Here is a 26831-nt window from a genome sequence, read left to right on the forward strand (position 1 = left end):
GGAGCGCAGCTTGCTCGCGATGGGCTGCGAAGCGGCCCTGAACCCAGTCAACCGGGTTGCGCCTGACACACCGCGTGTTCAGGTTTTACTGCCGGTTCCCGGCAGATCGCAGACAAGTCAGCTCCCACGCCTTCGGCAGAAGCGGATCGACGTACGCCCTTGCATCTTGATCATGGCCACGCTCTGCGTGGGGACGCCTTTGGTGATGCTCCGCGTCATAAACGGGACGCGGAGCGTGGGAACGATCACAGCGCAGCGTCACCACCGTATTTCAATTCCCACCCACCGCGAAATTCGGCAGGCTTTGCACCGGCTGGGCGAATTCGTAGGGGATTGATTCCAGCGCCAGCCCGACGTTGCGCTGCACCACAAAGTGCAGGTGCGGCCCGGTGCTGTTGCCGGTATTGCCCGAGCGGCCTAACGCGCTGCCGACGGTGACCCGCTGGCCTTCCTTGGCCACCACCGAGCCCTGCATCAAATGCAGATAAACGCCCATGGTGCCGTCGTCATGCAGCACCCGCACAAAATTGCCTGAAGGGTTAGCGCCTCTGCCGGTCTGGCTGTTTTCGGTCTTGATTACCATCCCGCTGCGCGCCGCGATAATCGGCGTGCCTTCGGGCATGGCGATGTCCATGGCGTAGCGGCTCTTGGCGCCGAAATGGCTGTAGGGACCGTTAGGCCCCTGGCTCAGCCGGAAGGGTCCACCCACCCAGGGCAACGGATAACGGTAGGCAAATGAATGGCCGCTGCGTTGGGGGTCACCGACGATGGAGCGCAGGCTCGGCTTGTAGCTCATGGCCTTGCCGGTCTGCTGTGGGCTCAGGGCGATCAGGCGCTCGTTGCTGCGGGCTGCGATGGTTCGGCGGATGACTTGATCGGCTACACCCAACACGTTTTTCAAGCCGGACAGCTTTAGTTCGACTTCCACCGGCGCGTACAGGTCGTTGCGCACGTAAAGGCTGTCGGTGCCCTTTTCTTTTTTGACGTTCAGGCGCACTTGCTGGTCGATGCGCTCGACCATCCGTTCGCGCAGTTTGAGCACCGCAGCGCCGGGGACCGCATGGTCAGTAAACGACACGACGCCGTTGGCGTCAGTGTATTTGTAGATGGTGACCGCCCCGGCCGATTGAGCGGTCAGCAGCAAGGCACATACGACCAGCAAGCGCTTGAGCATCGGAGTACGTCTGTCTAGTGGCGAATGGCGCCAGCCTAACAGCGATGACGAGGGATGAGCACTCAACCGTATCAATCGGCAATACACCAAGCGTCAAGGAAATCGCGTCAGCGGCGGGTGCCAGGGGGTTTGCAATTTCTATGCATCCGCCAGGGTGTTTCGTCGGACGCGCGACGCCCGTAGGAGCCAACGTGTTGGCGAAGCACTCGACGCGGTGTGTCAGGCACGGCGCTTCTCGAACACGTTCGCTCCTAAAGAGAACGGCACGGCTTTTAGGCGAGAGCTTGCTCGCGATGTCAGTGGATCAGCAAACGGAGCATCAGGCGCCCGGAATAAAGTGCTTCTGCGCCGTGCCGCGTGCGATCAGGCGGGACAGATAATCCATTTTCTGGGCGTCCTGGTCGACGAAACGGAAGGTCAGCTGCAGCCATTCGCTGTCAGGTGTCTGCGTGAATGCGACGATGGCGTGGAGATAGCCGTTCAGACGCGCTACTTCCGCGCTCTCGCCCTGCTCCAGGTCGAGTACGGCGCTTTCGAGGATCTGTGGCAGGACTTCACTGCGGCGCACCAGCAACAACGCTTCCTTGAGGCTCAGCGCTTTGATCACGCACGGCTGAGTGCCACTGGGCAGACGCAATTGGCCCTGGCCCCGCCCGGTGGGCTCGGGAGCGGGCGCCGCCGGCGCAGCCGGCCTTACCGGAGCCTGTACAGGCGCGGGGGCCGCAGCCGCAGGCGAAGCCACCGCAACGTCCGCCCGGTTGCCGGTCAGGGCACTCAGCGAGTCATTGCCGAACGCCGAGTTCATGCGCGCAGGTGCGCCTGTCATCAGCGCGTCCAGCTTGCCTACCTTGTGCAGCGCCTTCTTAACCTTGGTCAGCAACTGTTCGTTGGTAAACGGCTTGCCGATGAAGTCCGACACGCCGGCCTGGATCGCCTGAATCACGTTTTCCTTGTCGCCACGGCTGGTGACCATGATAAAAGGCATGGTCTTCAGGCTGTCCTGCTGACGGCACCAAGTCAGCAGTTCAAGACCGGACATCTCCGGCATTTCCCAGTCACAGAGCACCAGGTCAAAGACCTCGCGGCTCAACAGCACCTGGGCCTTACGGCCGTTGACGGCATCTTCCAGCTGCACACCCGGGAAGGCGTTACGCAGGCCTTTTTTGACCAGATCGCGGATGAACGGGGCATCATCCACCACCAATACACTGACTTTACTCATCGACGCTCCTGATGGCGTGTTCACCGCAAATGGCGAGCATGTCGCTGGCTGCTGGCCAACTGCCAAACTTTTCTGATGCCACCGGGACATGTTGTTCGCGGGCGACTTTAACGATTGTGAAAACCGGGAAACGAAAACGCCCGGCAGGTGCCGGGCGTTTTTTAGCAGGCAATCTTATTTATCGTCAGGTACGTCCGGAACATGAGGGGTTTCGGCAATGCGGCCCTTAACTTCTTCCTGCATGCGTTTGAGACCCAAGTGGCGCACGTCTGTACCGCGCACCAGATAGATAACCAGCTCAGAGATGTTGCGTGCGTGATCGCCGATACGCTCCAGCGAGCGAAGCACCCAGATCACGTTCAGCACGCGGGAGATCGAACGCGGATCTTCCATCATGTAGGTGACCAGTTCACGCAGCGCGGTCTTGTACTCACGGTCGATGGTCTTGTCGTATTGAGCGACAGACAGCGCCAGATCGGCGTCAAAGCGGGCGAAAGAGTCCAGGGCATCGCGCACCATGCTGCGCACCTGATCACCAATGTGACGCACTTCGACGTAACCGCGCGGAGACTCGCCCTCTTCGCACAACTGAATCGCACGGCGGGCAATCTTGGTGGATTCATCACCGATGCGCTCCAGGTCGATCACCGACTTGGAAATGCTGATGATCAAACGCAGGTCGGAGGCGGCAGGCTGACGACGGGCCAGAATACGAAGGCACTCCTCGTCGATGTTGCGCTCCATCTGGTTGATGCGGTCGTCGACCTCACGCACCCGCTGCGCCAGACCCGAATCGGCGTCGATCAGCGCGGTGACGGCGTCGTTGACCTGCTTTTCCACCAGGCCGCCCATTTCCAGCAAGTGGCTGCGAACTTCTTCAAGCTCGGCATTGAACTGCTGGGAGATGTGATGTGTATGGCTGTCTTTGATCATGCTCAATGTCCGTCCGATGAGTTGCGAGACCGCTGCGGTGGTTCAGGGCTGACGAAGCACGTGCTAGCCGTAACGACCGGTTATGTAGTCTTCAGTCTGTTTCCTGGTCGGATTGGTGAATAACGTATCGGTATCACCGAACTCGACCAGCTTGCCCATGTACATGAAGGCGGTGTAATCCGACACACGCGCCGCCTGCTGCATGTTGTGGGTAACGATCACAATGGTGTATTTGGATTTCAGTTCGTAGATCAGTTCTTCGACTTTGAGGGTCGAAATCGGGTCAAGCGCCGAACACGGCTCATCCAGCAGCAGTACTTCGGGCTCAACGGCGATAGTGCGGGCGATCACCAGACGTTGCTGCTGACCACCGGATAGCCCCAGCGCAGATTCATGCAGGCGGTCTTTGACCTCGTCCCACAACGCTGCGCCGCGTAACGCCCACTCGACCGCTTCGTCGAGCACACGCTTTTTGTTGATCCCTTGAATCCGCAGCCCGTACACCACGTTCTCGTAAATGGTCTTCGGAAACGGATTGGGCTTCTGAAACACCATGCCGACGCGGCGACGCAATTCGGCGACATCCTCGCCCTTGGTGTAGATGTCATGGCCATCGAGGTTGACCGCGCCCTGCACCCGGCAGCCGTCGACCAGATCGTTCATGCGATTGAAGGTGCGCAGCAGCGTCGACTTGCCACAGCCGGACGGCCCGATGAACGCCGTTACCCGCTGCTTGGGGATGTTCATGCTGATGTCGAACAAGGCCTGCGTGTTGTTGTAGAACAGGCTCAGGCCCGGCACTTCCAAGGCCACGGGCTCGCTCGCCAGGTCCAGGCTCTGTCGTTTGCGCCCCAGCGACGACATATTGATCGCGCGCGCAGGAGGATCTTGTTGCATTGGGCTCACTCCGTTCGTAGCTGCAAGCGTTGAGCTGCAAGCTGCAAGTCTTAAGCAAAACGGCGTGCGGCATTTAGCTTGCCGCTTGAAGCTTGCCGCTTGTGGCTAATTAGATGTCCAACGCCTTGTACTTCTCGCGCAGTCGGTTGCGCAGGGTCACGGCGGACAGGTTAAGCAAGGCAATCACCAGCACCAGCAGCAGGGCTGTGGCGTACACCAAGGGCCGCGCGGCCTCCACGTTCGGGCTTTGGAACCCCACGTCGTAGATGTGAAAGCCCAGGTGCATGATCTTCTGGTCCAGGTGCAAATAAGGGTAGTTGCCATCCACCGGCAACGACGGCGCCATCTTGACCACCCCCACCAGCATCAGCGGTGCCACTTCGCCGGCAGCGCGTGCCACGGCGAGGATCAGCCCGGTCATCATGGCCGGGCTGGCCATGGGCAGCACAATCTTCCACAGCGTCTCGGCCTTGGTCGCTCCCAGCGCCAGCGAGCCTTCTCGCAGGCTCAATGGAATCCGCGCCAGGCCTTCTTCGGTGGCGACGATCACCACCGGCACCGCCAGCAACGCGAGGGTCAGCGAGGCCCAGAGCAAACCCGGCGTGCCGAACGTCGGCGCCGGCAACGCTTCGGGGAAGAACAGCCGGTCCAGCGAGCCGCCCAGCACATAGACAAAAAAGCCCAGGCCGAACACGCCGTAGACGATGGCGGGAACGCCCGCCAGGTTATTCACCGCGATACGAATCAGACGAGTGATCGGCCCTTGCCGCGCGTACTCACGCAGGTACACCGCCGCCAGCACGCCGAAGGGGGTGACAATCACGGCCATGATCAGGGTCATCATCACGGTGCCGAAAATCGCCGGAAAGATCCCACCCTCAGTGTTGGCTTCGCGTGGGTCTTCGCTGAGGAATTCCCACAGTTTCTGGAAATAGAAACCGAGCTTGGTGAACGTGCCCATCGCATTGGGTTGATAGGCGTGGACGACTTTGCCAAGACTGATTTCGACTTCCTTGCCGTTGGCATCCCGCGCCGTAAGGCTGTCGCGGTCGAAGGCCTGGTGCAGTGCGCCCAGCCGGGCTTCGATAACCTTGTAGCGCGCATCGTATTCCGCCCGCTCGCTGGCCAGATCGGCCTGGGCGGCTGCGTCCAGCGTGCCGTTGAGTTCCCGCTTCCGGGCCTGCAGGCGCAAGTGTTCGATGCCGTGATTGATGGCGCCAATCTCGCCCTTTTCCAGACTGTCGAGCTCATCGGCCAGGGTTTCGACGCGCCGAATGCGCTCCTGCAGCGTCGGCCAGGCAGCTTCGCCCTCGGCAACGACTGTGCCGCTCTCCTTCACGTTGACCAGATAGCCGTAGAAATTGCCCCACTCACGACGCTCCAGGGTCATTAATTCGGCCGGTCGTCGTTGATCGGTGAGCCACTCCCCCACCACCCAGGTGAAGTCGCTGGGGCCGATGTCTCGGTTGCCGACCTTGAACAGGTCGCGGGTCATGAATTCGGGGCCCTGATCCGGCACTGGCAGGCCTGCGCCTTTGAGCCGTGCGTGGGGCACCCGCTCGGATTCCACCAGCTCGCCCACCAGCACGTGGTTCGCCTGGTTGGGCACAGCGTATTGAGCGCTGATCAGGTCAGCCGGCCAGAAATGCCCCAGGCCTCTGATCGCGATGACCAGCAACAGGCCAATGGTCATGATCACCGCGATGGAAACGGCACCCGCACTGAGCCAGACGCCAGGGGCGCCGCTTTTGAACCAGCTTTTAAGGGAGGTCTGCTTCACGATCTTCTACCTTCCCTAAAGAGACGAGTATTTCTTGCGCAGGCGCTGACGAATCAGCTCTGCCAAGGTGTTCATGGCGAAGGTGAACATCAGCAGCACCAGCGCCGCGAGGAACAACACTCGATAATGACTGCCTCCCACTTCAGATTCCGGCATCTCCACCGCAACGTTCGCCGCCAGGGTGCGCATGCCTTCGAACAGGTTCATGTTCATGATCGGGGTATTGCCGGTGGCCATGAGCACGATCATGGTTTCGCCCACCGCACGGCCCATGCCGATCATCAACGCCGAAAAGATGCCGGGGCTCGCCGTGAGGATCACCACCCGGGTCAGGGTTTGCCACGCCGTCGCACCCAGCGCGAGAGAACCCAGGGTCAGGCTGCGCGGGACACTGAACACAGCGTCTTCAGCGATGGAATAGATATTGGGGATCACCGCAAAGCCCATAGCAATGCCGACCACCAGGGCGTTGCGCTGGTCGTAGGGAATCTTCAGGTCGTTGGTAATCCAGGCGCGCATGTCGCCGTCGAACAGCCAGGTTTCCAGGTGAGCGCTCATTCCCAGCGACAGCCAGCCCACCAGCAACACCACCGGAATCAGGATCGCGCTTTCCCAGCCTTCGGGCACGCGCAGGCGAATCGAGTCTGGCAGTCGCGTCCACAGATAGCCCGCCAGCAGGATGCCAATCGGGGTGAGGATGAGCAGGCTGAAGATGCCGGGCAGATGGGCTTCCAGGTACGGGGCCAGAAACAGCCCGGCAAAGAACCCGAGAATGACCGTCGGCATCGCTTCCATCAGCTCGATCACCGGCTTGACCTTGCGACGCATGCCGGGGGCCATGAAGTACGCGGTGTAGATTGCAGCGGCGATAGCCAGCGGTGCGGCCAGCAACATGGCGTAGAACGCAGCCTTCAGCGTGCCGTAGGTCAGCGGCGCGAGGCTCAGCTTGGGCTCGAAGTCACTGCTGGAGGCTGTCGATTGCCAGACGTACTGAGGTGAGTCGTAGTTTTCGTACCAGACCTTGCTCCACAACGCGCTCCAGGACACTTCCGGGTGCGGGTTTTTCAGGTCCAGGGGCAGCAGCCTTCCGCCCTGCTCGACCACCACATGATCGGCACGCGGCGACAGGCCGATCACGCCTGGCCCATTGGCAACCTGCTGGACCAGCAACGTGCGGTGCGCTGTGCTGTGGAACACGCCCAGCTTGCCCGACGCATCCATCGCGATGAACCCTTTGCGGCGCTGCTCGGCGGTAATCTGGGTGACCGGTGCGCCACCCATTTTGAAATCACGAATGTGCTGCAAGCGCTGCTCGCCGTCGGTGTCCCGGGCCATGAACCACTGGGCGATCCCGCCACGGGAATTACCAATGACCAATGAAATGCCACCCACCAGCTGCGTACTGGCCGTGATCTGCGCATCGGCGTCCTCCAGCAGCTTGTAACGCCCGTTCAGGGTGCGATCGCGCAAGTCGAACACGTCGGCCAGAGCGCGACCATTGATCACGTAAAGCCATTGCTGACGGGGATCGACATAAATGGCTTTCACTGCCGCGGACAACTGCGGCAACTCAATGCGGCGTTGCTCATGGGTGGTCTCGCCCGTCATCAGGTTTTCCGCCTGGGTCAGGGACAACACCTGCAGTTGAGTACCGGTTGAGCCTGCGACGATGAGCGTAGTGTCCGTGGCGTTGAGGTTGACGTGCTCGATGGCACGCCCCTGCTCATCAAGGGCCAGCGGCGTCTCGCCGTACGGATAGGTGATGACCGGGGTGATGGTTTTCTTGTTAGCGGGATAGGTCACGGCGTACGCGTGTTTGAACACCAGCACCTGACCGTTGGACAGGCCGACGGCCAGCAGAGGTTTGCCAGGCTGATCCTGGCCTACCGACGTCACGTGTGCGCCGACCGGAAGGGGCAGCCCCACGCGGGAGATTTCACTGCCGTCACTGACACGGAAGAACAGCGCTTCGCCCTGATCCAATACGCGCATGCCGACCTGGTTCTGCTCCTCGATCGTGAGGACCATGGGCTTGCCGGCGTCTTGCAGCCATGCCGGTGTCTGCGGCGTCTGGACCGTCAGATCGGCACCCTTGAACAGCGGCGCAACCACGTAGGCCAGGTAGAAGAAGATCAGGGTAATCGCGGCCAACACGGCAAGACCGCCGACCAGTACGCACCAGTGGGTCAGTCGGTTTTGGAAGGCACGCATACGGCGCTTGCGTTGCAGCCCTGGCGTATTGAAGTCGATACGCTCAGGTGGAGATCTTTCGGTCATCGATGAATTGGCCAGATCATTCATGCGCACACCCTAATCGCCCTGTATGACAAATACATTACAGTGCGGTGACGCAAAAAAGCCCGCCGCCCTGGGATCATGGCAGCGGACTGATACATGTAGTGCGAGCCTCGATCCATAAGGCCTGCTTGTTCTTGTGAGCGGAGCGACAGATTCGCCCCGCATCAGGGTTATTTAGCTACGACGCCCGTAGCACCTTCTTGTAATCCCAGATCAGCCAAGGCTTTGGTGACCACCTTGGCTGGTAGAGGAATGTAACCGTCTTTCATGACAACTTCCTGACCTTGTTGCGACAGAACAAGGCGGATGAACTCGGCCTCAAGCGGTGCCAATGGCTGGTTCGGCGCTTTGTTGACGTACACATAAAGGAAGCGGGCCAGCGGATAAGTCCCGTTCAAGGCGTTGGTTTCGTTGTCTTCGATAAATTCGCCGCCTTCCTTCCTGGCCAACGGGACAGTGCGCACGCTGGACGTTTTATAGCCAATCCCCGAATATCCAATACCGTTCAGCGAGCTACTGATGGAGCTGACCACGGACGCAGATCCCGGCTGTTCGTTGACGTTGGCCTTGAAGTCGCCTTTGCACAGGGCTTCTTCCTTAAAGTAGCCATAGGTGCCCGAGACCGAGTTGCGACCGAATAACTGGATCGACTTGCCTGCCAGATCGCCGATGACCCCGACATCGCCCCAGGTTTTCGCATCGGTCTTGGCGCCGCACAGCCGCGTGGCAGAGAAAATCGCGTCCACTTGCTGCAGGGTCAGGCCCTTGATCGGGTTGTCTTTGTGCACGAAAACCGCCAGGGCATCAACCGCCACCGGGATCGCCGTGGGTTTGTAACCGTGCTTCTGTTCGAACGCCGACAGCTCCCCGTCCTTCATCTTGCGACTCATCGGGCCCAGCGTCGCAGTGCCTTCGGTTAGCGCAGGCGGCGCAGTCGAAGAACCGGCGGCCTGAACCTGGATATTTACGCTGGGGTACTGCTTCTTATAGGCCTCGGCCCACATCGTCATCAGATTGGCCAACGTGTCCGAGCCCACACTGGACAGGTTGCCCGAGACACCGCTGGTTTTGACATAAGGCTTGATCGCCGGGTCAACCGCCGCGGTTGCAGTAGCAGTCGTCACACCGGCTGCGACAAGAGTCATTGCCGTCATCAAACGCTTGAGTGTCATGCCTTGCTCCTGGCGAGGTCGATAGTGGGCTGGCCGGAGGGATGATGGCCTTGTGACTACTCTATGAATGGAATATGACAAAAAGATGAAAGGCCGATGCCCATTGCGGCTATCGGCCTTTTATTTCTTACTGGCTGCAGAGATATCGGCTCAGATGGACTTTCGTTTCAACAAGTACACCCCAATCCCCATCCCCAACACACACAGAATCGCCACGTACCAGGCCGGCCCCATCGGGTTGGCTTTGAGCATGAAGGTCACGACCATGGGCGTCAGGCCGCCAAAGATCGCGTAGGCCAGGTTGTACGAGAACGACAGGCCGGAGAAGCGCACCGCTGGCGGGAAGGCCTTGACCATGACATACGGCACCGCGCCGATGGTACCGACGAACAATCCTGTGATGGCGTACATCGGGTACAGCAGATCCGGATGGGCGCCGACCAGGTGGTAGAACGTCCACGATGTAAGCAGCAGGCAGAACGAGCCGATGAGAAACACCAGGCCTGCGCCGATGCGATCCGCCAGTGCGCCAGCGGCCACGCAGCCAAGACTGAGCATGACAATCGCCAGGCTGTTGGCCTTGAGCGCTACGGCGGGGGTGAAGCCGTAGACCGTTTGCAGGATGGTCGGGGTCATCAGAATGACCACCACCACGCCGGCCGACAGCATCCAGGTCAGGGCCATGGACAACACCACGGCGCCGCGATGGTCGCGCAGTACGGTCTTGAGCGGCACCTCATCGGCCAAGGCCTTGCGCAGCTGCAATTCAGCAAACACAGGCGTTTCATGCAGCCAGCGGCGCAGGTAGACCGACATCAGGCCAAATACGCCACCCAGCAGGAAAGGAATCCGCCAGGCGTAGTCCATCACTTCAAGCGGGTTGTAGACGCTGTTGATCGCGGTGGCCACCAGGGAGCCCAGCAAAATGCCGGCAGTCAGGCCACACGTCAGCGTGCCACAGGCGTAACCGACGTTACGTGCGGGAACGTGTTCAGACACGAATACCCACGCGCCAGGCACTTCGCCACCAATTGCCGCTCCCTGAATCACGCGCATCAGCAGTAGCAGAAGCGGCGCCCAGATGCCGATCTGCGCGTAGGTCGGCAACAGGCCCATGATCAGGGTCGGTACCGCCATCAGGAAGATGCTCAGCGTGAACATTTTCTTGCGGCCCAGCAGATCGCCAAAATGCGCCATGACGATGCCGCCCAAAGGGCGCGCCAGATATCCGGCAGCAAAAATGCCAAATGTTTGCATCAAGCGCAGCCATTCGGGCATGTCTACCGGGAAGAACAGCTTGCCAACCACGGCAGCGAAGAACACGAAAATGATGAAGTCGTAGAACTCCAGCGCCCCGCCCAAGGCGGACAGCGACAGGGTTTTGTAATCGTTTCGGGTAAGCGGACGCGAAGGTTGCGCAGCGCTTGAAGACACGGAGGACATGAAAAAGCTTCTCTTTTGAGGCTCAACAGGGACGAATGATCAATAGCGATGAAGGCCGAGGGTATCGACGACTCACGCGACTTATGGACTCGACTGTTCAATCGGGCATCAAAATTGCGTGCCAGAGTTGGCGTGGTTGGCCAAATCGGTCCGGCACGATAGCAAATTGTTTCCAGATGCACATTGATAGAAACATCGGCCGGTCAAAATCGGAACTCGGCGGTCGTAGCGGTACCCATCGCCCGATATACTGCCGGGCCGCGACACAGCCCCGGTCAGCGCAGGGAAATTGTGCGAAAGCATTTAACCAAGTCGATTTCGCAGAGTTTCCCTTTTTCAACTTACTGACGACTTAAACAGTCATGGGTCAGAGGCACCCCAGGCATGATAGAACTCGAACAAGAAGATCCGATTCCGCAGGGCGATCTCGCACTGCAAATTACTGCACTGCCTCGCGAAACCAACGGTTTCGGCGATATTTTCGGCGGTTGGCTGGTATCACAGATGGACCTGGCCGGGACCGCAATGGCGAGTAAGGTCGCCGCCGGACGCGTTGCCACGGTGGCCATTGATCGCATGGCATTTCTGGTGCCTGTCGCGGTGGGAGCGCAACTGTCCTTCTATACGCAGACGCTGGAGATCGGCCGCAGCTCGATCCAGATGATGGTCGAGGTCTGGAGCGATGACCCCCTGTCCAGTGAATGGCGCAAGGTGACCGAAGCGGTGTTCGTGTTCGTGGCCATCGATGGCAGCGGTCGCACCCGGTCTGTACCGGCTCGCCGCTGACGGCTTTCGACCGCTGGCGTCGTTGCGCTTGGCATCGCGGCGTAAATTGATCAAGCTCTCCAGCGTCTGATTCAGTCACTGTCCTTCGAGTGAACACTTATGCCAACGCCGCAAACGCCCACCACCCAAGTCGAATCCATCGTGCTCGATGAGCTCAACTGCTGGCGGATTCGCCACGGCCATGCCGAGTTGGTGATCGCCCAGCAGGGCGCGCACATCATCAGTTATCAGCTGGACGGGCAGCAGCCGCTGATCTGGTCCAACCCCGGTGCCGTGTTCAAAAAAGGCAAAGCGATTCGTGGCGGGATGCCGATTTGCTGGCCCTGGTTTGGCAATTTTCAGCGCAACCCGGAGAGCGTCCAGGCCATGCGCCAAAGCGCAGAGCCAGCCAATGCCCACGGCGAAGTCCGCGCCATCGACTGGGAACTGATGGGCATGGGCGAGGACGGCGACGCGTTGATTGTGGAGTTCATTCAGCCACTGGCGGAGGCTCAACTGCCGGGCTGGCCACACAAGGTCGGGCTCAAGCTGCACATCCGTCTGGACGATGCGCTTAACGTTAGCCTGGTCAGCTTCAACGCCGGCACTGAACCGGTCACCCTGAGCCAGGCGTTGCACAGTTATTTCGCAGTCAGTGACGTGCATCAGGTCCGTGTCGAAGGGCTTGATGGCGTTAGCTATCTGAACACGCTGGTGAGCTGGGACGAGGAGCAAGTGCAAGCCGGTGACGTGACCTTCACCGCCGAGACCGACCGCATCTATCAGGACACGCCCGAGCTGCTCTCAATCGTCGACCCGGCGTGGAACCGCAAGATTCATATCCAGACGCTGGGCTCAAATTCTGCGGTGGTCTGGAACCCCTGGATCGAGAAAACAAAGACTTTTGTCGACATGCAGCCCGATGGCTGGCAGGGGATGGTCTGCGTGGAAACGGCCAACGTCTTGAGTGACATCGTGACCATTGCGCCGGATGAGATGCATGTGATGAGCGTGAGTGTTTGGGCTGAAGCGCTGCCTGAGGCTTAAAGTCTGTAGGAGCGCGCTTGCCCGCGATTGCGGAATGTCTGCACCACACCCGGCGACTGACACGACGCCTTCGCGGGCAAGCGCGCTCCTACAACTGCCTCACAAATCCGCCTCGGTCACCACCCGCACCTTCGACGCATCCAGCGCATACGCCGCGTCGGCCAGGTCGTTGTTGACGGTTTCGATCTTCAACGCGCCGATCACCCACAGCGGCGTGTAGATGTCCTCGATTTTCAAGCCTTTCGGATACCGCACCAGCACCAGTTGATTGGGTGGCGGTGGCGGCACGTGGATGCAGGCGCCGGGATAAGGCACGAGGAGAAACAGCGTGCTGCGGCCCTTTGCGTCCGTTTCCAGCGGTACAGGATAGCCGCCCAAGCGGATGGTCTTGCCGTTCAGGGTCGGCACGGTTTTGGTCGAATACATCACGGCGGGCAAACCCTTGCTTTGCTTCAAGCCGCCCTTGCTGTCGAACGTTCCCTGGGCTTCCGGGGAGTTGTGGTCGATGTCAGGCATGGCTTCGAGGGCTTTCTGGTCCGACTTCGGCATCAGCGCCAGCCAGTCAGTCTCAGGGATGTCAGCGGAGTGTGCGGGCCAGGCGGCCAGCAACAGTAAAGCGAGGAAAAGATGACGCATTGGATGCTCGGCGCGAGGAGTGAGTGCGCGGCATTCTAGCCCTCTGCGCTGTATTAGCGCAGAGGGCCAGTCACACAATTACTTCTTTCTGATCAGGCCGTAAATGACCAGCAACACGATAGCGCCTACCAGAGCGCCCAGGAAACCGGCGCCCTCGCCCGCCTGGTAGATACCCAGTGCCTGACCACCATAAGTGGCCGCCAGCGAACCGGCGATACCGAGCACAATGGTCATGATCCAGCCCATGCTGTCGTCGCCCGGCTTCAGGAAACGCGCCAGCAGGCCAACGATCAAGCCGATGAAGATGGTTCCAATGATTCCCATGTCGTGCCCCTCTGTATGAATTGATACGCCAAAGCCTAGCCGGGTATTGGCATCACGCTATGAGAGAGGTGGGGCGGCGCAATGGTTCAATCACAACGCAGAACAACTGCAGGAGCGCGCTTGCCCGCGATGGCGGTGTACCCGTCACATCAGTGGCAGCTGATATGACGCCATCGCGGGCAAGCGCGCTCCTACAGATGGGTCAGGGCTTGATCAACGCCTCAACCAGTTTCACCTGACGGTCCAGCGTCGTCCGGTCAGCGCTGCGCACCGTGGCGTGTCCGACCTTGCGGCCGACTTTGAAGGCCTTGCCGTAGTGATGCAGATGGCAATCATCGATGGCGACAACCTTTTCAACCGCAGGCACTTCACCAATGAAGTTGAGCATGGCGCTCTCGCCCACCTTGGCGGTCGAACCCAGCGGCAGACCGGCCACGGCGCGCAGGTGGTTTTCGAACTGGCTGCATTCGGCGCCTTCAGTGGTCCAGTGCCCGGAGTTGTGCACACGCGGCGCGATTTCGTTGGCCTTCAGCCCGCCGTCGACTTCGAAGAACTCGAAGGCCATCACACCGACATAATCCAGCTGCTTGAGCACGCGGCCCGAGTAGTCCTCGGCCAGCGCCTGCAACGGGTGATCGGTGCTGGCGATGGAAATGCGCAGAATGCCGTTGTCGTGGCTGTTGTGGACCAGCGGATAGAACCGGGTTTCACCATCACGGGCACGCACGGCGATCAACGAGACTTCACCACTGAACGGCACGAAGCCTTCCAGCAGGCAGGGCACGCTGCCCAGCTCGGCAAAGGTGCCGACCACATCCTGCGCGGTACGCAGGACTTTCTGGCCCTTGCCGTCGTAACCCAGCGTGCGGGTTTTCAAGACCGCTGGCAGGCCGATACTGGCCACTGCCGCGTCGAGATCTGCCTGGGACTGAATGTCGGCGAACGCAGGCGTCGGAATGCCCAGGTCCTTGAACATGCTCTTCTCGAACCAGCGATCACGGGCGATACGCAAGGCCTCGGCGCTTGGATAGACCGGGACGAACTGCGAGAGAAACGCCACGGTCTCAGCCGGCACGCTTTCGAATTCGAAGGTCACCAGGTCCACTTCGTCGGCCAGCTGACGCAAGTGCTCCCGATCGCCGTAGTCGGCGTGCAGATGCTCGCCCAATGCCGCCGCGCAGGCGTCTGGCGCAGGGTCGAGGAAAGCGAAGTTCATTCCCAGCGGCGTGCCCGCCAGGGCCAACATGCGACCCAACTGGCCGCCACCGATTACACCGATCTTCATGGAAACCTCAGGCCTGGCGCGGGTCTGGATTGTCCAGAACGCTGTCTGTCTGTTCAGCGCGGAATGTCTTCAGCACTGCATGGAATTGGGGGTGTTTGGCGCCGAGGATGCTGGCCGAGAGCAGGGCTGCGTTGATCGCGCCCGCTTTGCCGATGGCCAGCGTCGCCACGGGAATACCGGCCGGCATTTGCACGATGGACAACAAGGAATCGACGCCGGAGAGCATGGACGACTGCACCGGAACGCCCAGCACGGGCAGGTGCGTCTTTGCGGCGCACATGCCAGGGAGGTGGGCAGCGCCACCGGCGCCGGCGATGATCACCTCGATGCCACGACCTTCAGCCTCTTCGGCGTACTGGAACAGCAGGTCCGGCGTGCGGTGGGCCGACACCACTTTGACTTCGTACGGGATGCCGAGCTTGTCCAGCATGTCGGCGGTGTGGCTAAGGGTGGACCAATCGGACTTGGAGCCCATGATCACGCCAACCAGTGCGGTCATCGTCGTGCCTCTTCATCGGGCGCCCGCAGGCGCGTCTAAAAACAACAAGCCACGCGGGAAGACCGGCGTGGCTTGTCGTACGAATTATGACCGGTGCAACCGGCCAAAGGCCGCGCAGTATAGCGCAAAGCGCTGCGTTAAAAGCACCCCCGGCGACCTTCTGTCAGGCGCCCTTTTCAGGCTCGGTTGGCGCGGCACTTTCCAGCTTGCGCCACAGCAGGCGCACGTTGGCTTTGCGCACCAGCGCGCAGCGATAAAGACGAATCTCCAGCGGCACCTGCCACTGCGCGTCACCACAGATCACCAGCTCGCCCCGGGCCAGTTCGGCAACGATGCTCAAGCGCGGCACCCAAGCGATGCCCAGGCCTTGCAGCGCCATGCCTTTGAGGCTGTCAGCCATGGCCGTTTCATAGACGGTGGTGAACCGCAGGCTGCGCTGGCGCAACAGCAGATTCACCGAGCGCCCGAGAAAGGCGCCTGCGCTGTACGCCAGCAACGGCACGCTCTGTTCACCCTCCAGATCGTACAACGGCTTACCGTCTTCGTCCGCCGAACACACCGGCAGCATTTCGGTTGTGCCCAGGTGCAGCGAGGGGAAGATTTCGGCGTCCATCTGCAACGCGGCGTCCGGGTCATAAAATGCCAGCATGACGTCACACCCGCCTTCGCGCAGTGCATGGACCGCATCACCCACGTTGGTGGCGACCAGCCGGGTGGCGATGTTCAGCCCTTCGTTGCGCAGTTGCGCGATCCAGCGGGGAAAGAAGCTCAGCGCCAACGAGTGGGCGGCGGCGATCTGCATGACCTCGCCCTGCCCGCCTTCCAGATGATGCAGGTGCCGCAGGACTTCGCCGAGCTGCTCGACCACAGTACGCGCGGTGACCAGAAACAATTGCCCCGCAGCGGTGAGTTCGATCGGCGTGCGGGAACGATTGACCAGCGTCAGCCCAAGTGCCGCTTCGAGGCTGCGGATCCGTCGGCTGAAGGCAGGCTGGGTCACGAACCGACGCTCCGCCGCCTGGGAGAAACTGCGCGTGGCGGCCAGCGCACTGAAGTCCTCCAGCCATTTGCTTTCAAGATTCATGGTGTCCTCTACCAGATAGTCGCCACTATTGATTGTAGGAGCGCGCTTGCCCGCGATTGCGGAATGTCTGCACCGTATCCAGCGACTGACACGACGCCTTCGCGGGCAAGCGCGCTCCTACAGTGATGCGTCGGGTGTGATGCATTCAACACCCTTCATACGCTCGTCACAATCCGCACGTCACATCAACGTTATGCCGTTTGCGCATAGGCCAGTGCTGAACAGCATTGGTTGCAGATTGCCCACAGGCCTAGTATTCACAGCGTTCCGGCCTAGCCCGTGCCCTCCTTGAGACTTTCTCTATCATGTCCTGCGCTGCATCATTTCGCACCGAAAAAGACTTGCTTGGCGTTCTCGATGTACCCGCCGAAGCGTACTACGGCATCCAGACGCTGCGGGCGGTGAACAACTTTCACCTGTCCGGCGTCCCGATCTCTCATTACCCCAAGCTGGTCGTAGCGCTGGCCATGGTCAAGCAGGCGGCCGCCGATGCCAACCATCAGCTCGGTCACCTCAATGCCGCCAAGCACGCGGCGATCAGCGAAGCGTGCGCCCGGCTGGTTCGCGGCGATTTCCACGACCAGTTCGTGGTGGACATGATTCAGGGCGGCGCCGGCACGTCCACCAACATGAATGCCAACGAAGTCATCGCCAACATCGCCCTCGAAGCGATGGGCCATGAAAAAGGCCAATACCAGTACCTGCACCCGAACAACGACGTGAACATGGCGCAGTCCACCAACGACGCCTACCCAACGGCGATCCGTCTGGGCCTGTTGTTGGGCCACGATGCGCTGCTCGCCAGCCTCGACAGCCTGATCCAGGCCTTCGCGGCCAAGGGCCTGGAGTTCAACCACGTTCTTAAGATGGGCCGTACCCAGCTGCAAGACGCGGTGCCAATGACGCTCGGCCAGGAATTTCGCGCCTTCGCCAACACGCTGACCGAAGACCTCAACCGCCTGCGCACCCTGGCGCCGGAGTTGCTGACCGAAGTCAACCTGGGCGGCACGGCCATCGGCACCGGCATCAACGCCGACCCGGGTTACCAGCACCTGGCCGTACAGCGACTGGCAACCATCAGCGGTCAGCCGCTGGTTCCGGCAGCGGACCTGATTGAAGCCACGTCCGACATGGGCGCCTTTGTGCTGTTCTCCGGCATGCTCAAGCGCACGGCGGTGAAGTTGTCGAAGATCTGCAATGACCTGCGCCTGCTGTCCAGCGGTCCGCGTACCGGCATCAACGAGATCAACCTGCCGGCGCGTCAGCCAGGCAGTTCGATCATGCCGGGCAAGGTCAACCCGGTGATTCCGGAAGCCGTGAACATGTGCGCATTCGAAATCATGGGCAATGACCTGGCACTGACCATCGCCGCAGAAGGCGGACAGTTGCAGCTCAACGTGATGGAGCCGCTGATCGCCTACAAGATTTTCGACTCGATCCGCCTGTTGCAACGGGCCATGGACATGCTGCGCGAGCACTGCATCGTCGGCATCACCGCCAACGAAGCGCGCTGCCGTGAACTGGTCGAGCACTCGATTGGGCTGGTCACTGCACTGAATCCGTACATCGGCTACGAAAACGCCACCCGCATCGCTCGTATCGCGCTGCAAACCGGGCGCGGCGTGCTGGAACTGGTACGCGAAGAAGGCCTGCTGGACGACGTCATGCTGGCCGACATTCTGCGCCCGGAAAACATGATTGCCCCGCGACTGGTACCGCTGAAAGCCTGATCGCAACGGGGCTGTAAAAGATCACCAGGCTGAGGGTCTAGACACCCCTCATCCTTTTGAGGGCTGCAAGCCTTGTGTTTGCAGCCCTTTTTTTTGGCCCCTGATTATTGACGCCGGAATCCGATTACAGACGGCAACGATCCGCACCGGTATAGTGCGGCCCCTCAAAAACAGCGAGGAACCATCAATGCTTGAAGTCATCAACGACTTCCTCTCGGGAAAGGTACTGATCGTACTCATCGTCGGGCTGGGCGGGTATTTCACGATTCGCTCGCGTTTCGTTCAAATGCGCCACTTTTTTCATATGTTCTCGGTGTTTCGCGACAGCTTGCGCAGCAGCTCGGGCCAGCTGAGTTCTTTTCAAGCCCTGATGCTCAGCCTGGCCGGACGCGTCGGCGCGGGCAACATCGCCGGCGTCGGCATTGCCGTGACGATGGGCGGGCCGGGCGCGGTGTTCTGGATGTGGGTCACGGCACTGGTCGGCATGGCGAGCAGCTTCTTTGAATGCTCCCTCGGTCAGCTGTACAAACGCTGCGACGCCGACGGTCAATTCCGCGGCGGTCCGTCCTATTACATCCAGCACGGCCTGGGCAAACGCTGGCTCGGCATGGTCATGGCGGTGCTGCTGCTGGTGACCTTTGGTTTCGCGTTCAACGGCCTGCAGTCCCATGCAGTGACTCACTCGCTCAATGATGCATTCGGCCTGTCGCCGACGTACGCGGGCATCGCCCTGGCAGCCCTGTTGGGTCTGGTGTTCATCGGCGGAATCAAACGCATCGCCGCAGTCGCGGACCTGCTGGTACCGGTCAAGACGCTGATTTATATCGCCGTGACGATCTACGTCATCGCCGTGCAGTTCGAGCACGTCCCTGAAATGCTGTTGACCATCGTGCGCAGCGCGTTCGGCATGGATCCGGTGTTTGGCGGACTGATCGGCAGCGCGATCGTAATGGGTGTCAAACGTGGCGTCTTCGCCAACGAAGCCGGCCTCGGCAGCGCGCCTAACGTCGCTGCCGTGGCGCAGGTCGAGCACCCGATTGCCCAAGGCGTGGTCCAGGCGTTCAGCGTGTTCCTCGACACCTTCGTGATTTGCACCTGCACCGCGTTGCTGATTCTGCTGTCCGGTTTCTACACCCCGGGTTTTGAGGGCGACGGCATTGCCCTGACCCAGAACTCACTGGCGGCGGTGGTCGGCGACTGGGGTCGGATTTTCATCAGCGTGGCCTTGGCGCTGTTCGTGTTCACCTCGATTCTCTACAACTACTACCTGGGCGAGAACAGCCTGCGCTTCCTGATCGGCGAGAACCGCAAGGCGCTGATCGGCTATCGCGCCCTGGTGCTGGCGCTGATCCTGTGGGGTGCGGTGGAGGACCTCGGTACCGTGTTCGCGTTCGCCGACATCACCATGACCCTGCTGGCGTTCGTTAACCTGATCGCGCTGACGATGCTGTTCAGCATTGGCCTGCGTCTGCTGCATGACTACGATGAGCAGCGCAAGGCAGGGATCAAGACCCCGGTGTTCGATTCCGGCAAATTCCCGGACCTGGACCTGGACTTGCAAGCCTGGCCGAAGCTGGGGACACCGCAGCCGTCCAGCGCCGCACCTGTCCTCACTGGCAAACCCGTCGCTGACGCACCTTAATCCATCAGGGAGACCGCCATGCAGCGCGAACATCAAGCACCGGCTCAGCACGTCATGGTCCTGTACACCGGCGGGACCATCGGCATGCAGGCCAGTGAAAGCGGGCTGGCACCGGCTTCCGGGTTTGAAGCGCGCATGGCCCTGCAACTGGCGGAACAGCCTGATTTGATCGTGCCGCGATGGCGCTTTCGGGAAATGTCCCCCCTGATCGACAGCGCCAACATGACACCCGCGTACTGGCAACGGTTGCGCGGCGCGGTCATCGAAGCGGTTGAAGACGGTTGCGACGCCGTGCTGATCCTGCACGGCACCGACACGCTGGCCTACAGCGCGGCGGCGATGAGCTTTCAGTTGCTGGGGCTGGACGCTCCCGTCGTGTTCACCGGCTCTATGCTCCCTGCCGGCGTACCCGACAGTGACGCGTGGGAAAACGTCAACGGGGCGCTTGCGATGTTGGGCGAAGGGCTGCCGTCGGGCGTGCACTTGTACTTCCACGGCGAACTGCTGGCGCCGACCCGTTGCGCCAAGGTTCGCAGCTTCGGACGTCATCCGTTTGCAGCGCTGAACCGATCGCACAGCGGCGAAACGCCGGGTTCGCTGCCGTCGGCCCTCGATTACCGCCAGCCCAAAACACTGGCCAGCGTCGCTGTCCTGCCGTTGTTCCCCGGCATTGGCGCCGCGCAAGTGGATGCCCTGATCGACAGCGGCATTCAGGGCCTGGTCCTCGAATGCTTCGGCAGTGGCACCGGCCCCAGCGATGATCCCTCCTTCCTCGCCAGCCTGCAGCGCGCCCGGGATCAAGGCATCGCCGTGGTCGCCATCACCCAGTGCCACGAAGGCGGCGTAGAACTCGACGTCTACGAAGCAGGCAGCCGCCTGCGCGGTGTCGGCGTTCTGTCCGGCGGCGGCATGACCCGCGAAGCCGCGTTCGGCAAACTCCATGCGCTGATCGGTGCAGGGCTGTCGCAGGATGAAGTGCGGCGTTGTGTGGCGCTGGATGTGTGTGGGGAGTTGCGTTGATAGCTGCCCTGCATACGTTTCATTGTAGGAGCTGACGAGCCCGTGCGAGGCTGCGATTGCGGTCTACCTGACACAGCGCGATCGCAGCCTCGCACGGGCTCGTCAGCTCCTACGTTGGTACAGGTTCTGCTCAAGGATTGAGCACCGCTCACGCCCTACCCTCTGTTCCCGATCCCGGTTACCCGCTGCTCTGCCCCCGCTGAACAAGCTACGCTTCGACAGGCCAAGCCAAAGCCACTGTTGCGGGAGCACACCATGCTGACGATTTATTCGGATGATCACCATTTGCATCACGGCCGCTGCGAGTTGATCGATGGCAAGCTGATGCCTTGTTTCGAGATGCCGTCCCGGGCCGATCATGTGCTGCAGCGGGTCAAGGATCGGGACCTTGGTGAGGTTCAAGCGCCGCAGGACTTTGGGTTGACCCCCATTCAGCGCGTCCACACGCAGGCCTATCTTGAGTTTTTCAAAGGCGCCTGGGAGCGCTGGGCCCAGACCGAACCAGAGGGCGATCTGCTGCCCTACACGTGGCCAGCGCGGACCTTGCGTTCTGTCATTCCGAAAAGTCTGCACGGCCAGTTGGGGCATTACAGCTTCGACGCAGGTGCACCGATTACCGCGGGCACTTGGCAAGCCGCCTACAGCGCAGCGCAGGTCGCACTGACCGCGCAGGCGGCGATTCAGAAAGGCGCGCGCAGTGCATTCGCCTTGTGCCGACCACCCGGCCATCACGCGGCAGGCGATGTAATGGGCGGTTATTGCTACCTCAACAACGCCGCCATTGCCGCGCAAGCGTTTATCGATCAGGGCCACCTGCTGCAACCCAAGGTCATCGCCCCGATCAGCGACTTTGTGGGTTACCCGAACCCGAACAAAGACGCGACCGACCTGGTCGATCCGGCGATCCGCAATAACCCGAACCTGTACCCGACCGAAGCCGCGATGAAGACCCTTTACACCCTGACACCGCTGCCCCGCGATGCGGAGCGGGCCAGGACGCGGGTGTGGACCAAGATCAAATCGGGGACCTGAAAAAGCAGCACAAGCTTCAAGCTGAAAGCCGCAAGTCGGTGCAGCCGTCGCGAGCAAGCTCCCTCCCACAGTTTCCTGTCGCGCACTTGTGGGAGGGAGCTTGCTCGCGAAGGGGTATCACGCGACCCGAATCACACCGTCTCAACACTGTCCCGCTCGTCCCGCTCTTGTGTCGCATCACGCAGCATCGAATTCAGGTTGCCGGCGATGTTGGCGCACAGCGCTTTCATCTGGATCTCGTGCTCGGACGCCTTGAACGGGCTTTGCAGGTCGGTGCCGATCTTCTCGATCGCCAGCAGCATGAAGCCAACGACGGTGGACGCCAGGGGCGTGAACCAGCCCAGGGTTTCCACCAGGCCGATGGGCACGATGATGCAGAACAAAGTGATGAACAGGCGGGGGAAGGTGACGTAGGGATAAGGCAACGGCGTGTTGGCGATGCGTTCCATCCCGCCCTGGCAGTTGGAAATCTCGACCAGCGTGGCTTCCAGCCGCTCCAGACGAATACTGTCCAGCCGACCGGCCTTGTACTCTTTGGCGATGATCGCGGCAGAGGTGTTGAGAATGTCGTTGGGGAAGTTGTTGGTGCGCATGCGACGGTCGTACTCCGCGCGGGGGATCATCGCGGTAACGTCCTCATCGCAATGGCCGCCCTTCAGGTGCGCCGACAGGCACTCGACGTAAGCCACATGCCGGCGCAGCAATACGGCCTTGACCGGGTTCAATTCGTCTTCGTCATCGATCAGCGTCAGCACTTGCCTCGCATAACTGCGCGAATTGTTGACCAGCGCACCCCATAACGTCCGCGCTTCCCACCAGCGGTTATACGCGCTGGAATTACGAAAACTGGTGAGCACCACCAGCGCCGAGCCGAGCAACGTCAGCGGCATGGACGGCAGGGTGATCTTGCGTTCCAGGTACAGCATGAAGTCGACCGTGACCACCACGTCCCAGATCAGCAGCCAGAACAATGACCAACCGATGTAGGTAAAGGTCCTGATCATGGCACGGTACTTCTTGACGATCATTTCCTGCAAAGGCCACCCCGTTTTGAATCATGTGCGATGAGCGGGCAGGTGCCCGATATGCCTGATTTGAATGCATTGCGGCCGGTTGGTTCGCCACTCGCCGCTTTAACAGACGAGTTGCTGAATCGTTTAGGCGACCGGGTGATCATGCGCCATCGGCCCGGACCGCCGGGGCATTATTCATGGAACAAACGCGCCATCGCTGTGCTCAACTCTTGTCTGGATGTTTCAGCAACACGTCACGAGGAGAAAGTTAATGGGCTCGTCTTCAACGTCTCGCTCCATCGAACCACATACCGACCGCGACCAACTGACCATCAACACCATTCGCACCCTGGCCATGGACGCCGTGCAGAAGGCCAATTCCGGGCACCCCGGCACGCCTATGGCACTGGCGCCGGTCGGCTACACGCTGTGGAAAGACTTCCTGCGCTACCACCCCGAGCACCCGGACTGGCCGAATCGCGACCGCTTTGTCCTGTCCGTCGGCCATGCCTCCATGCTGCTGTATTCGCTGCTGCACCTGGCCGGCGTGGTCGAGATCGACGAGCACGGCAAGCCGTCCGGCAAGCCCGCCGTCAGTCTTGAGGACATCAAGCAGTTTCGCCAGATGGACTCCAAAACCCCTGGTCACCCCGAATACCGCATGACCACCGGCGTCGAAACCACCACCGGCCCACTGGGCCAGGGCTGCGCCAACAGCGTGGGCATGGCGATGGGCGAGCGCTGGCTGGGTGAGCACTTCAACCGCCCGGGCGCCACGCTGTTCGACTACAACGTGTATGTCCTGTGTGGCGACGGCGACATGATGGAAGGCGTCACCGCCGAGGCCGCCTCGCTGGCCGGCCACCTCAAGCTGTCGAACCTGTGCTGGATCTACGACAACAACACCATCAGCATCGAAGGCCACACGGAGCTGGCGTACAGCGACGACGTGCAGACGCGTTTCGAGGGCTACGGCTGGCACACCGTGCACGTCGCCGACGCCAACGACGCCCAGGCCCTGGCCAAGGCGCTGAACGTGTTCAAGCAGAACGACAGCGGGCCGACCCTGATCGTGGTCGACAGCGTGATCGGCTTTGGCTCGCCCAATAAGCACAACACCGCTGCGGCCCACGGCGAACCGCTGGGCGACGACGAAATCAAGCTGACCAAAAAAGCCTACGGCTGGGACGAGAACTCCAGTTTCCTGGTGCCGGAAGACGCCAAACATTGCCTGCGCGATGCGTTGCTGGAACACAACGCCAGTGACTTCGATGCCTGGCAGCAGACCTTGGCCGGCGTCGAGAAAAACGACCCGGAGCTGGCCGATCAACTTAAACGCATGCGCGCTGGCGAGATGCCGGACGGCTGGCAGGACAAGCTGGAAAACTTCGAGACCGACGCCAAGGGCATTGCGTCCCGCGCGTCAGGTGGCAAGGTGCTCAACGCGTTCGCCGCGAAAATCCCGTGGGTGATCGGCGGTTCCGCTGACCTGTCGCCTTCGACCAAGACCAACCTGACCTTCGACGGCGCCGGCAGTTTTGAAGCGGGCAATTACGGCGGCCGCAATCTGCACTTCGGCATTCGCGAGCATGCGATGGGCTCGATTGCCAACGGCCTGGCACTGTCTTACATCCGTCCGTACACCTCGACCTTCCTGGTGTTCAGCGACTACATGAAGCCGCCGATTCGTCTGGCGTCGATCATGGAGTTGCCGGTGGTGTTCGTGTTCACCCACGACTCCATTGGTGTGGGTGAAGACGGTCCGACGCACCAACCCATTGAGCAATTGACGCAACTGCGCGCTACGCCGGGCTTGATCACGCTGCGTCCGGGCGATGCCAACGAAACCACCCAGGCATGGAAAATTGCCCTGGCACAAACCAACCGTCCTTCGTGCATTGTGTTGTCCCGTCAGCCGCTGCCCACCCTGGATCGCGACAAATACGCCAGCGCTGAAGGCGTCGCCAAGGGCGCTTATGTGCTTGCGGATTCGGGCGAAGGCGAGCCGGATGTGATTCTGATCGCCACCGGCAGCGAAGTCGGCATGACCGTCGCGGCTTACGAGAAGCTGGCCGCCGAGGGTGTGTCGGCTCGCGTAGTCTCGATGCCGAGTTGGGAGTTGTTTGAGGATCAGGACCAGGCGTACCGCGACAGCGTATTCCCGCCGCAGGTCAAGGGTCGGGTTGTGGTCGAGCAGGCAGGACCCATGGGTTGGGACCGCTATGTCGGCCAGACAGGCGCTAAGGTGGTCATGAACACCTTTGGTGCTTCTGCACCGATTGAGAAGCTGCAGGCGAAGTTTGGTTTTACGGTGGACAACATCGTCAAGCTGGCCAAAGAGCAGATTGGTTGAGCTGACGCCTTCCCCACTCTGTAGGAGCGCGCTTGCCCGCGATTGCAGTGTGTCAGATGCGGCTACGTTATCTGACACTCAGTCATCGCGAGCAAGCTCACTCCTACAGGGGAATGCACGATCTGTAGGAGTGAGCTTGCTCGCGATTGCGGAATCGAGGTTTACGCGGTCAGCAGCCGGTCAACACCGCCGGCTGCCGCTCGCCCTCAAAGAAAAACGGACGAATACGCACGCCCGCCACGTTCCCGATATAGGCCGCCACCAGCCACAGCCAGCCGTGCAGGCTACCGGAGGCGATGCCGCTGAAGTACGCGCCGATGTTGCAGCCGTACGCCAGACGCGAGCCGTAACCCAGCAGCAAACCGCCAATCACCGCCGCGACAATCGAGCGCGTCGGAATCTTGAGGCTCGGGGCGAAACGTCCTGCCAGTCCCGCCGCCAGCAACGCACCCAGCATGATGCCGATGTCCATGACCGTGGTGATGTCTTCCCACACGGGGGCCGCCAACGCTTTCGCGTTCGCCGGCATTTGCCAGAACGCCCAACTGCCCACGTCCACACCCAGCCCGCTCGCCACTTTGGCACCCCACAACGCGAACGCTGAGGTGATGCCCCATGGCCGACCCGCCAGTGCCAGGGTCGCGTAGTTCAGCAGCGCAAGCCCGACGGCACCCCAGATCAATGGCCATGGACCCCGCAAGAAGCGGCGCAGGCCGACATGCTCGCTGGTGACCGGGGCTTCAAGCTGGCCATGCCGACGCTTTTCCAGTGTCACGGTCACGAAGGCGATGAGGGCAAACAGTGCCAGGCTGAACACCAGTGCAGGCAGTACGCCGAAGGTTTTGACGATGGAGGTGGCAGGGAACGAAGGCAGCGAGAACCACCAATCCACATGGTGCGTCGCGATCAGCGAACCGATGATGAAGAACAGCAAGGTGACCAGCATCCGCGCGTTGCCACCGCCGACGGTGAACAGAGTGCCTGACGCGCATCCGCCGCCCAGTTGCATGCCAATGCCGAAAATGAACGCGCCGAATACCACCGAAACGCCCGCGGGAGCGACCAGCCCGGTGACCGGCGAGCCGAACAACGAGCCTGCGCCCAGCGCCGGGAAAAACAGCACCACCGCCACGGCCAGCATCACCATCTGCGCACGCAGGCCTGCGCCGCGCCGCTGCGTGATGAACACGCGCCAGGCCGAGGTAAACCCGAAGGCGGCGTGGTACAGCGTCAGGCCCAGGGCTGCGCCGACGATCAGCAGCAGCACCTGTTTGCCACCGACGCTGGCTTGCAAAAACACAGCGCCGATCAAGAGAAGAATAAAGGCTATCAAGGGCGCACCGAACTTGCGTTCAGGCGCAACGGAAAGAGGAAGGCTCATGGACGTTTCTCAAAGGGTGTTTTCAATGGACGTGAGTATACGCGGGTGCGGCGAGCGGTTTGACGGCGTAACGAGTACGCACATGATTTGCTCTGCCCGGC

22 protein-coding genes are annotated in these 26831 nt (G+C 61.0%); 7 read left to right on the forward strand and 15 right to left on the reverse strand.

Going from position 1 to position 26831, the window contains the following annotated elements; genetic code table 11:
* Positions 1–271: 271 nt before the first annotated feature.
* The 8 genes from ABQX22_RS16670 to ABQX22_RS16705 all read right to left on the reverse strand — a co-directional run bounded on the left by ABQX22_RS16670 (position 272) and on the right by ABQX22_RS16705 (position 10919).
* A complete protein-coding gene (locus ABQX22_RS16670; RefSeq protein ID WP_349800966.1) occupies positions 272–1174 on the reverse strand; it encodes a M23 family metallopeptidase in 903 nt (300 codons plus the stop codon).
* 319 nt (positions 1175–1493) lie between these two features.
* Complete coding sequence (locus ABQX22_RS16675) at positions 1494–2396, reverse strand: response regulator (protein ID WP_349800967.1); 903 nt, start codon at positions 2394–2396, stop codon at positions 1494–1496.
* A 174-nt stretch (positions 2397–2570) separates the two neighbouring features.
* Complete coding sequence (gene phoU, locus ABQX22_RS16680) at positions 2571–3329, reverse strand: phosphate signaling complex protein PhoU (RefSeq protein WP_349800968.1); 759 nt, start codon at positions 3327–3329, stop codon at positions 2571–2573.
* A 63-nt stretch (positions 3330–3392) separates the two neighbouring features.
* On the reverse strand, positions 3393–4193 hold the full coding sequence (gene pstB, locus ABQX22_RS16685) for a phosphate ABC transporter ATP-binding protein PstB (RefSeq protein ID WP_441005304.1): 801 nt from the start codon (positions 4191–4193) through the stop codon (positions 3393–3395).
* 142 nt (positions 4194–4335) lie between these two features.
* Positions 4336–6006 (reverse strand): phosphate ABC transporter permease PstA, encoded by a 1671-nt coding sequence (pstA, locus tag ABQX22_RS16690; RefSeq protein WP_349800969.1) that lies wholly within the window; start codon positions 6004–6006, stop codon positions 4336–4338.
* A 15-nt stretch (positions 6007–6021) separates the two neighbouring features.
* Positions 6022–8307 (reverse strand): hypothetical protein, encoded by a 2286-nt coding sequence (locus tag ABQX22_RS16695; RefSeq protein ID WP_349800970.1) that lies wholly within the window; start codon positions 8305–8307, stop codon positions 6022–6024.
* A gap of 167 nt (positions 8308–8474) precedes the next feature.
* Entirely contained in the window at positions 8475–9476 is a 1002-nt protein-coding gene (locus ABQX22_RS16700) for a phosphate ABC transporter substrate-binding protein PstS family protein (protein ID WP_349800971.1), read from the reverse strand.
* A 150-nt stretch (positions 9477–9626) separates the two neighbouring features.
* Positions 9627–10919: an MFS transporter gene (locus ABQX22_RS16705; protein WP_349800972.1), complete on the reverse strand. Its 1293-nt coding sequence runs from the start codon at positions 10917–10919 to the stop codon at positions 9627–9629.
* A 384-nt stretch (positions 10920–11303) separates the two neighbouring features.
* On the opposite strand from ABQX22_RS16705, the gene ABQX22_RS16710 reads away from it, so the two are divergent.
* Complete coding sequence (locus ABQX22_RS16710; RefSeq protein WP_349800973.1) at positions 11304–11705, forward strand: acyl-CoA thioesterase; 402 nt, start codon at positions 11304–11306, stop codon at positions 11703–11705.
* A gap of 99 nt (positions 11706–11804) precedes the next feature.
* Positions 11805–12731 carry a D-hexose-6-phosphate mutarotase gene (locus ABQX22_RS16715; protein ID WP_349800974.1) on the forward strand — a complete coding sequence of 309 codons (927 nt, stop codon included), beginning with the start codon at positions 11805–11807 and terminating at the stop codon, positions 12729–12731.
* Between the two features lie 99 nt (positions 12732–12830).
* Here ABQX22_RS16715 and ABQX22_RS16720 read toward each other — a convergent pair whose 3' ends face one another.
* From ABQX22_RS16720 to ABQX22_RS16740, 5 genes are all read right to left on the reverse strand, one after another.
* Positions 12831–13367: a DUF3299 domain-containing protein gene (locus tag ABQX22_RS16720; protein ID WP_349800975.1), complete on the reverse strand. Its 537-nt coding sequence runs from the start codon at positions 13365–13367 to the stop codon at positions 12831–12833.
* Positions 13368–13445: 78 nt separating this feature from the next.
* A complete protein-coding gene (locus ABQX22_RS16725) occupies positions 13446–13691 on the reverse strand; it encodes a GlsB/YeaQ/YmgE family stress response membrane protein (protein WP_349800976.1) in 246 nt (81 codons plus the stop codon).
* Between the two features lie 202 nt (positions 13692–13893).
* The gene (locus ABQX22_RS16730) at positions 13894–14976 is read right to left on the reverse strand and encodes a 5-(carboxyamino)imidazole ribonucleotide synthase (RefSeq protein WP_349800977.1); all 1083 of its coding nucleotides are present in this window, start codon (positions 14974–14976) and stop codon (positions 13894–13896) included.
* Positions 14977–14983: 7 nt separating this feature from the next.
* Positions 14984–15475 (reverse strand): 5-(carboxyamino)imidazole ribonucleotide mutase, encoded by a 492-nt coding sequence (gene purE / locus ABQX22_RS16735; protein ID WP_349800978.1) that lies wholly within the window; start codon positions 15473–15475, stop codon positions 14984–14986.
* Positions 15476–15638: 163 nt separating this feature from the next.
* On the reverse strand, positions 15639–16559 hold the full coding sequence (locus ABQX22_RS16740) for a LysR substrate-binding domain-containing protein (RefSeq protein ID WP_349800979.1): 921 nt from the start codon (positions 16557–16559) through the stop codon (positions 15639–15641).
* Positions 16560–16864: 305 nt separating this feature from the next.
* On the opposite strand from ABQX22_RS16740, the gene ABQX22_RS16745 reads away from it, so the two are divergent.
* The 4 genes from ABQX22_RS16745 to ABQX22_RS16760 all read left to right on the forward strand — a co-directional run bounded on the left by ABQX22_RS16745 (position 16865) and on the right by ABQX22_RS16760 (position 21983).
* Complete coding sequence (locus ABQX22_RS16745) at positions 16865–18289, forward strand: aspartate ammonia-lyase (protein WP_349800980.1); 1425 nt, start codon at positions 16865–16867, stop codon at positions 18287–18289.
* A gap of 187 nt (positions 18290–18476) precedes the next feature.
* On the forward strand, positions 18477–19931 hold the full coding sequence (locus tag ABQX22_RS16750) for an alanine/glycine:cation symporter family protein (protein WP_349800981.1): 1455 nt from the start codon (positions 18477–18479) through the stop codon (positions 19929–19931).
* Positions 19932–19949: 18 nt separating this feature from the next.
* Entirely contained in the window at positions 19950–20951 is a 1002-nt protein-coding gene (locus ABQX22_RS16755; RefSeq protein ID WP_349800982.1) for an asparaginase, read from the forward strand.
* A gap of 255 nt (positions 20952–21206) precedes the next feature.
* A complete protein-coding gene (locus ABQX22_RS16760; protein WP_349800983.1) occupies positions 21207–21983 on the forward strand; it encodes a hypothetical protein in 777 nt (258 codons plus the stop codon).
* Positions 21984–22114: 131 nt separating this feature from the next.
* Here ABQX22_RS16760 and ABQX22_RS16765 read toward each other — a convergent pair whose 3' ends face one another.
* Complete coding sequence (locus tag ABQX22_RS16765) at positions 22115–22987, reverse strand: bestrophin family protein (protein WP_349800984.1); 873 nt, start codon at positions 22985–22987, stop codon at positions 22115–22117.
* A 280-nt stretch (positions 22988–23267) separates the two neighbouring features.
* Here ABQX22_RS16765 and tkt point away from each other — a divergent pair, with 280 nt between their 5' ends.
* Complete coding sequence (gene tkt, locus ABQX22_RS16770; protein ID WP_349800985.1) at positions 23268–25349, forward strand: transketolase; 2082 nt, start codon at positions 23268–23270, stop codon at positions 25347–25349.
* A 169-nt stretch (positions 25350–25518) separates the two neighbouring features.
* Here the strand turns inward: tkt and ABQX22_RS16775 are convergent, their stop codons facing one another.
* On the reverse strand, positions 25519–26730 hold the full coding sequence (locus tag ABQX22_RS16775; RefSeq protein ID WP_349800986.1) for a YeeE/YedE family protein: 1212 nt from the start codon (positions 26728–26730) through the stop codon (positions 25519–25521).
* Positions 26731–26831 lie beyond the last annotated feature (101 nt).

The sequence above is a fragment of the Xanthomonas sp. WHRI 1810A genome (genome assembly GCF_040202885.1).
Taxonomy (GTDB): Bacteria; Pseudomonadota; Gammaproteobacteria; order Pseudomonadales; family Pseudomonadaceae; genus Aquipseudomonas.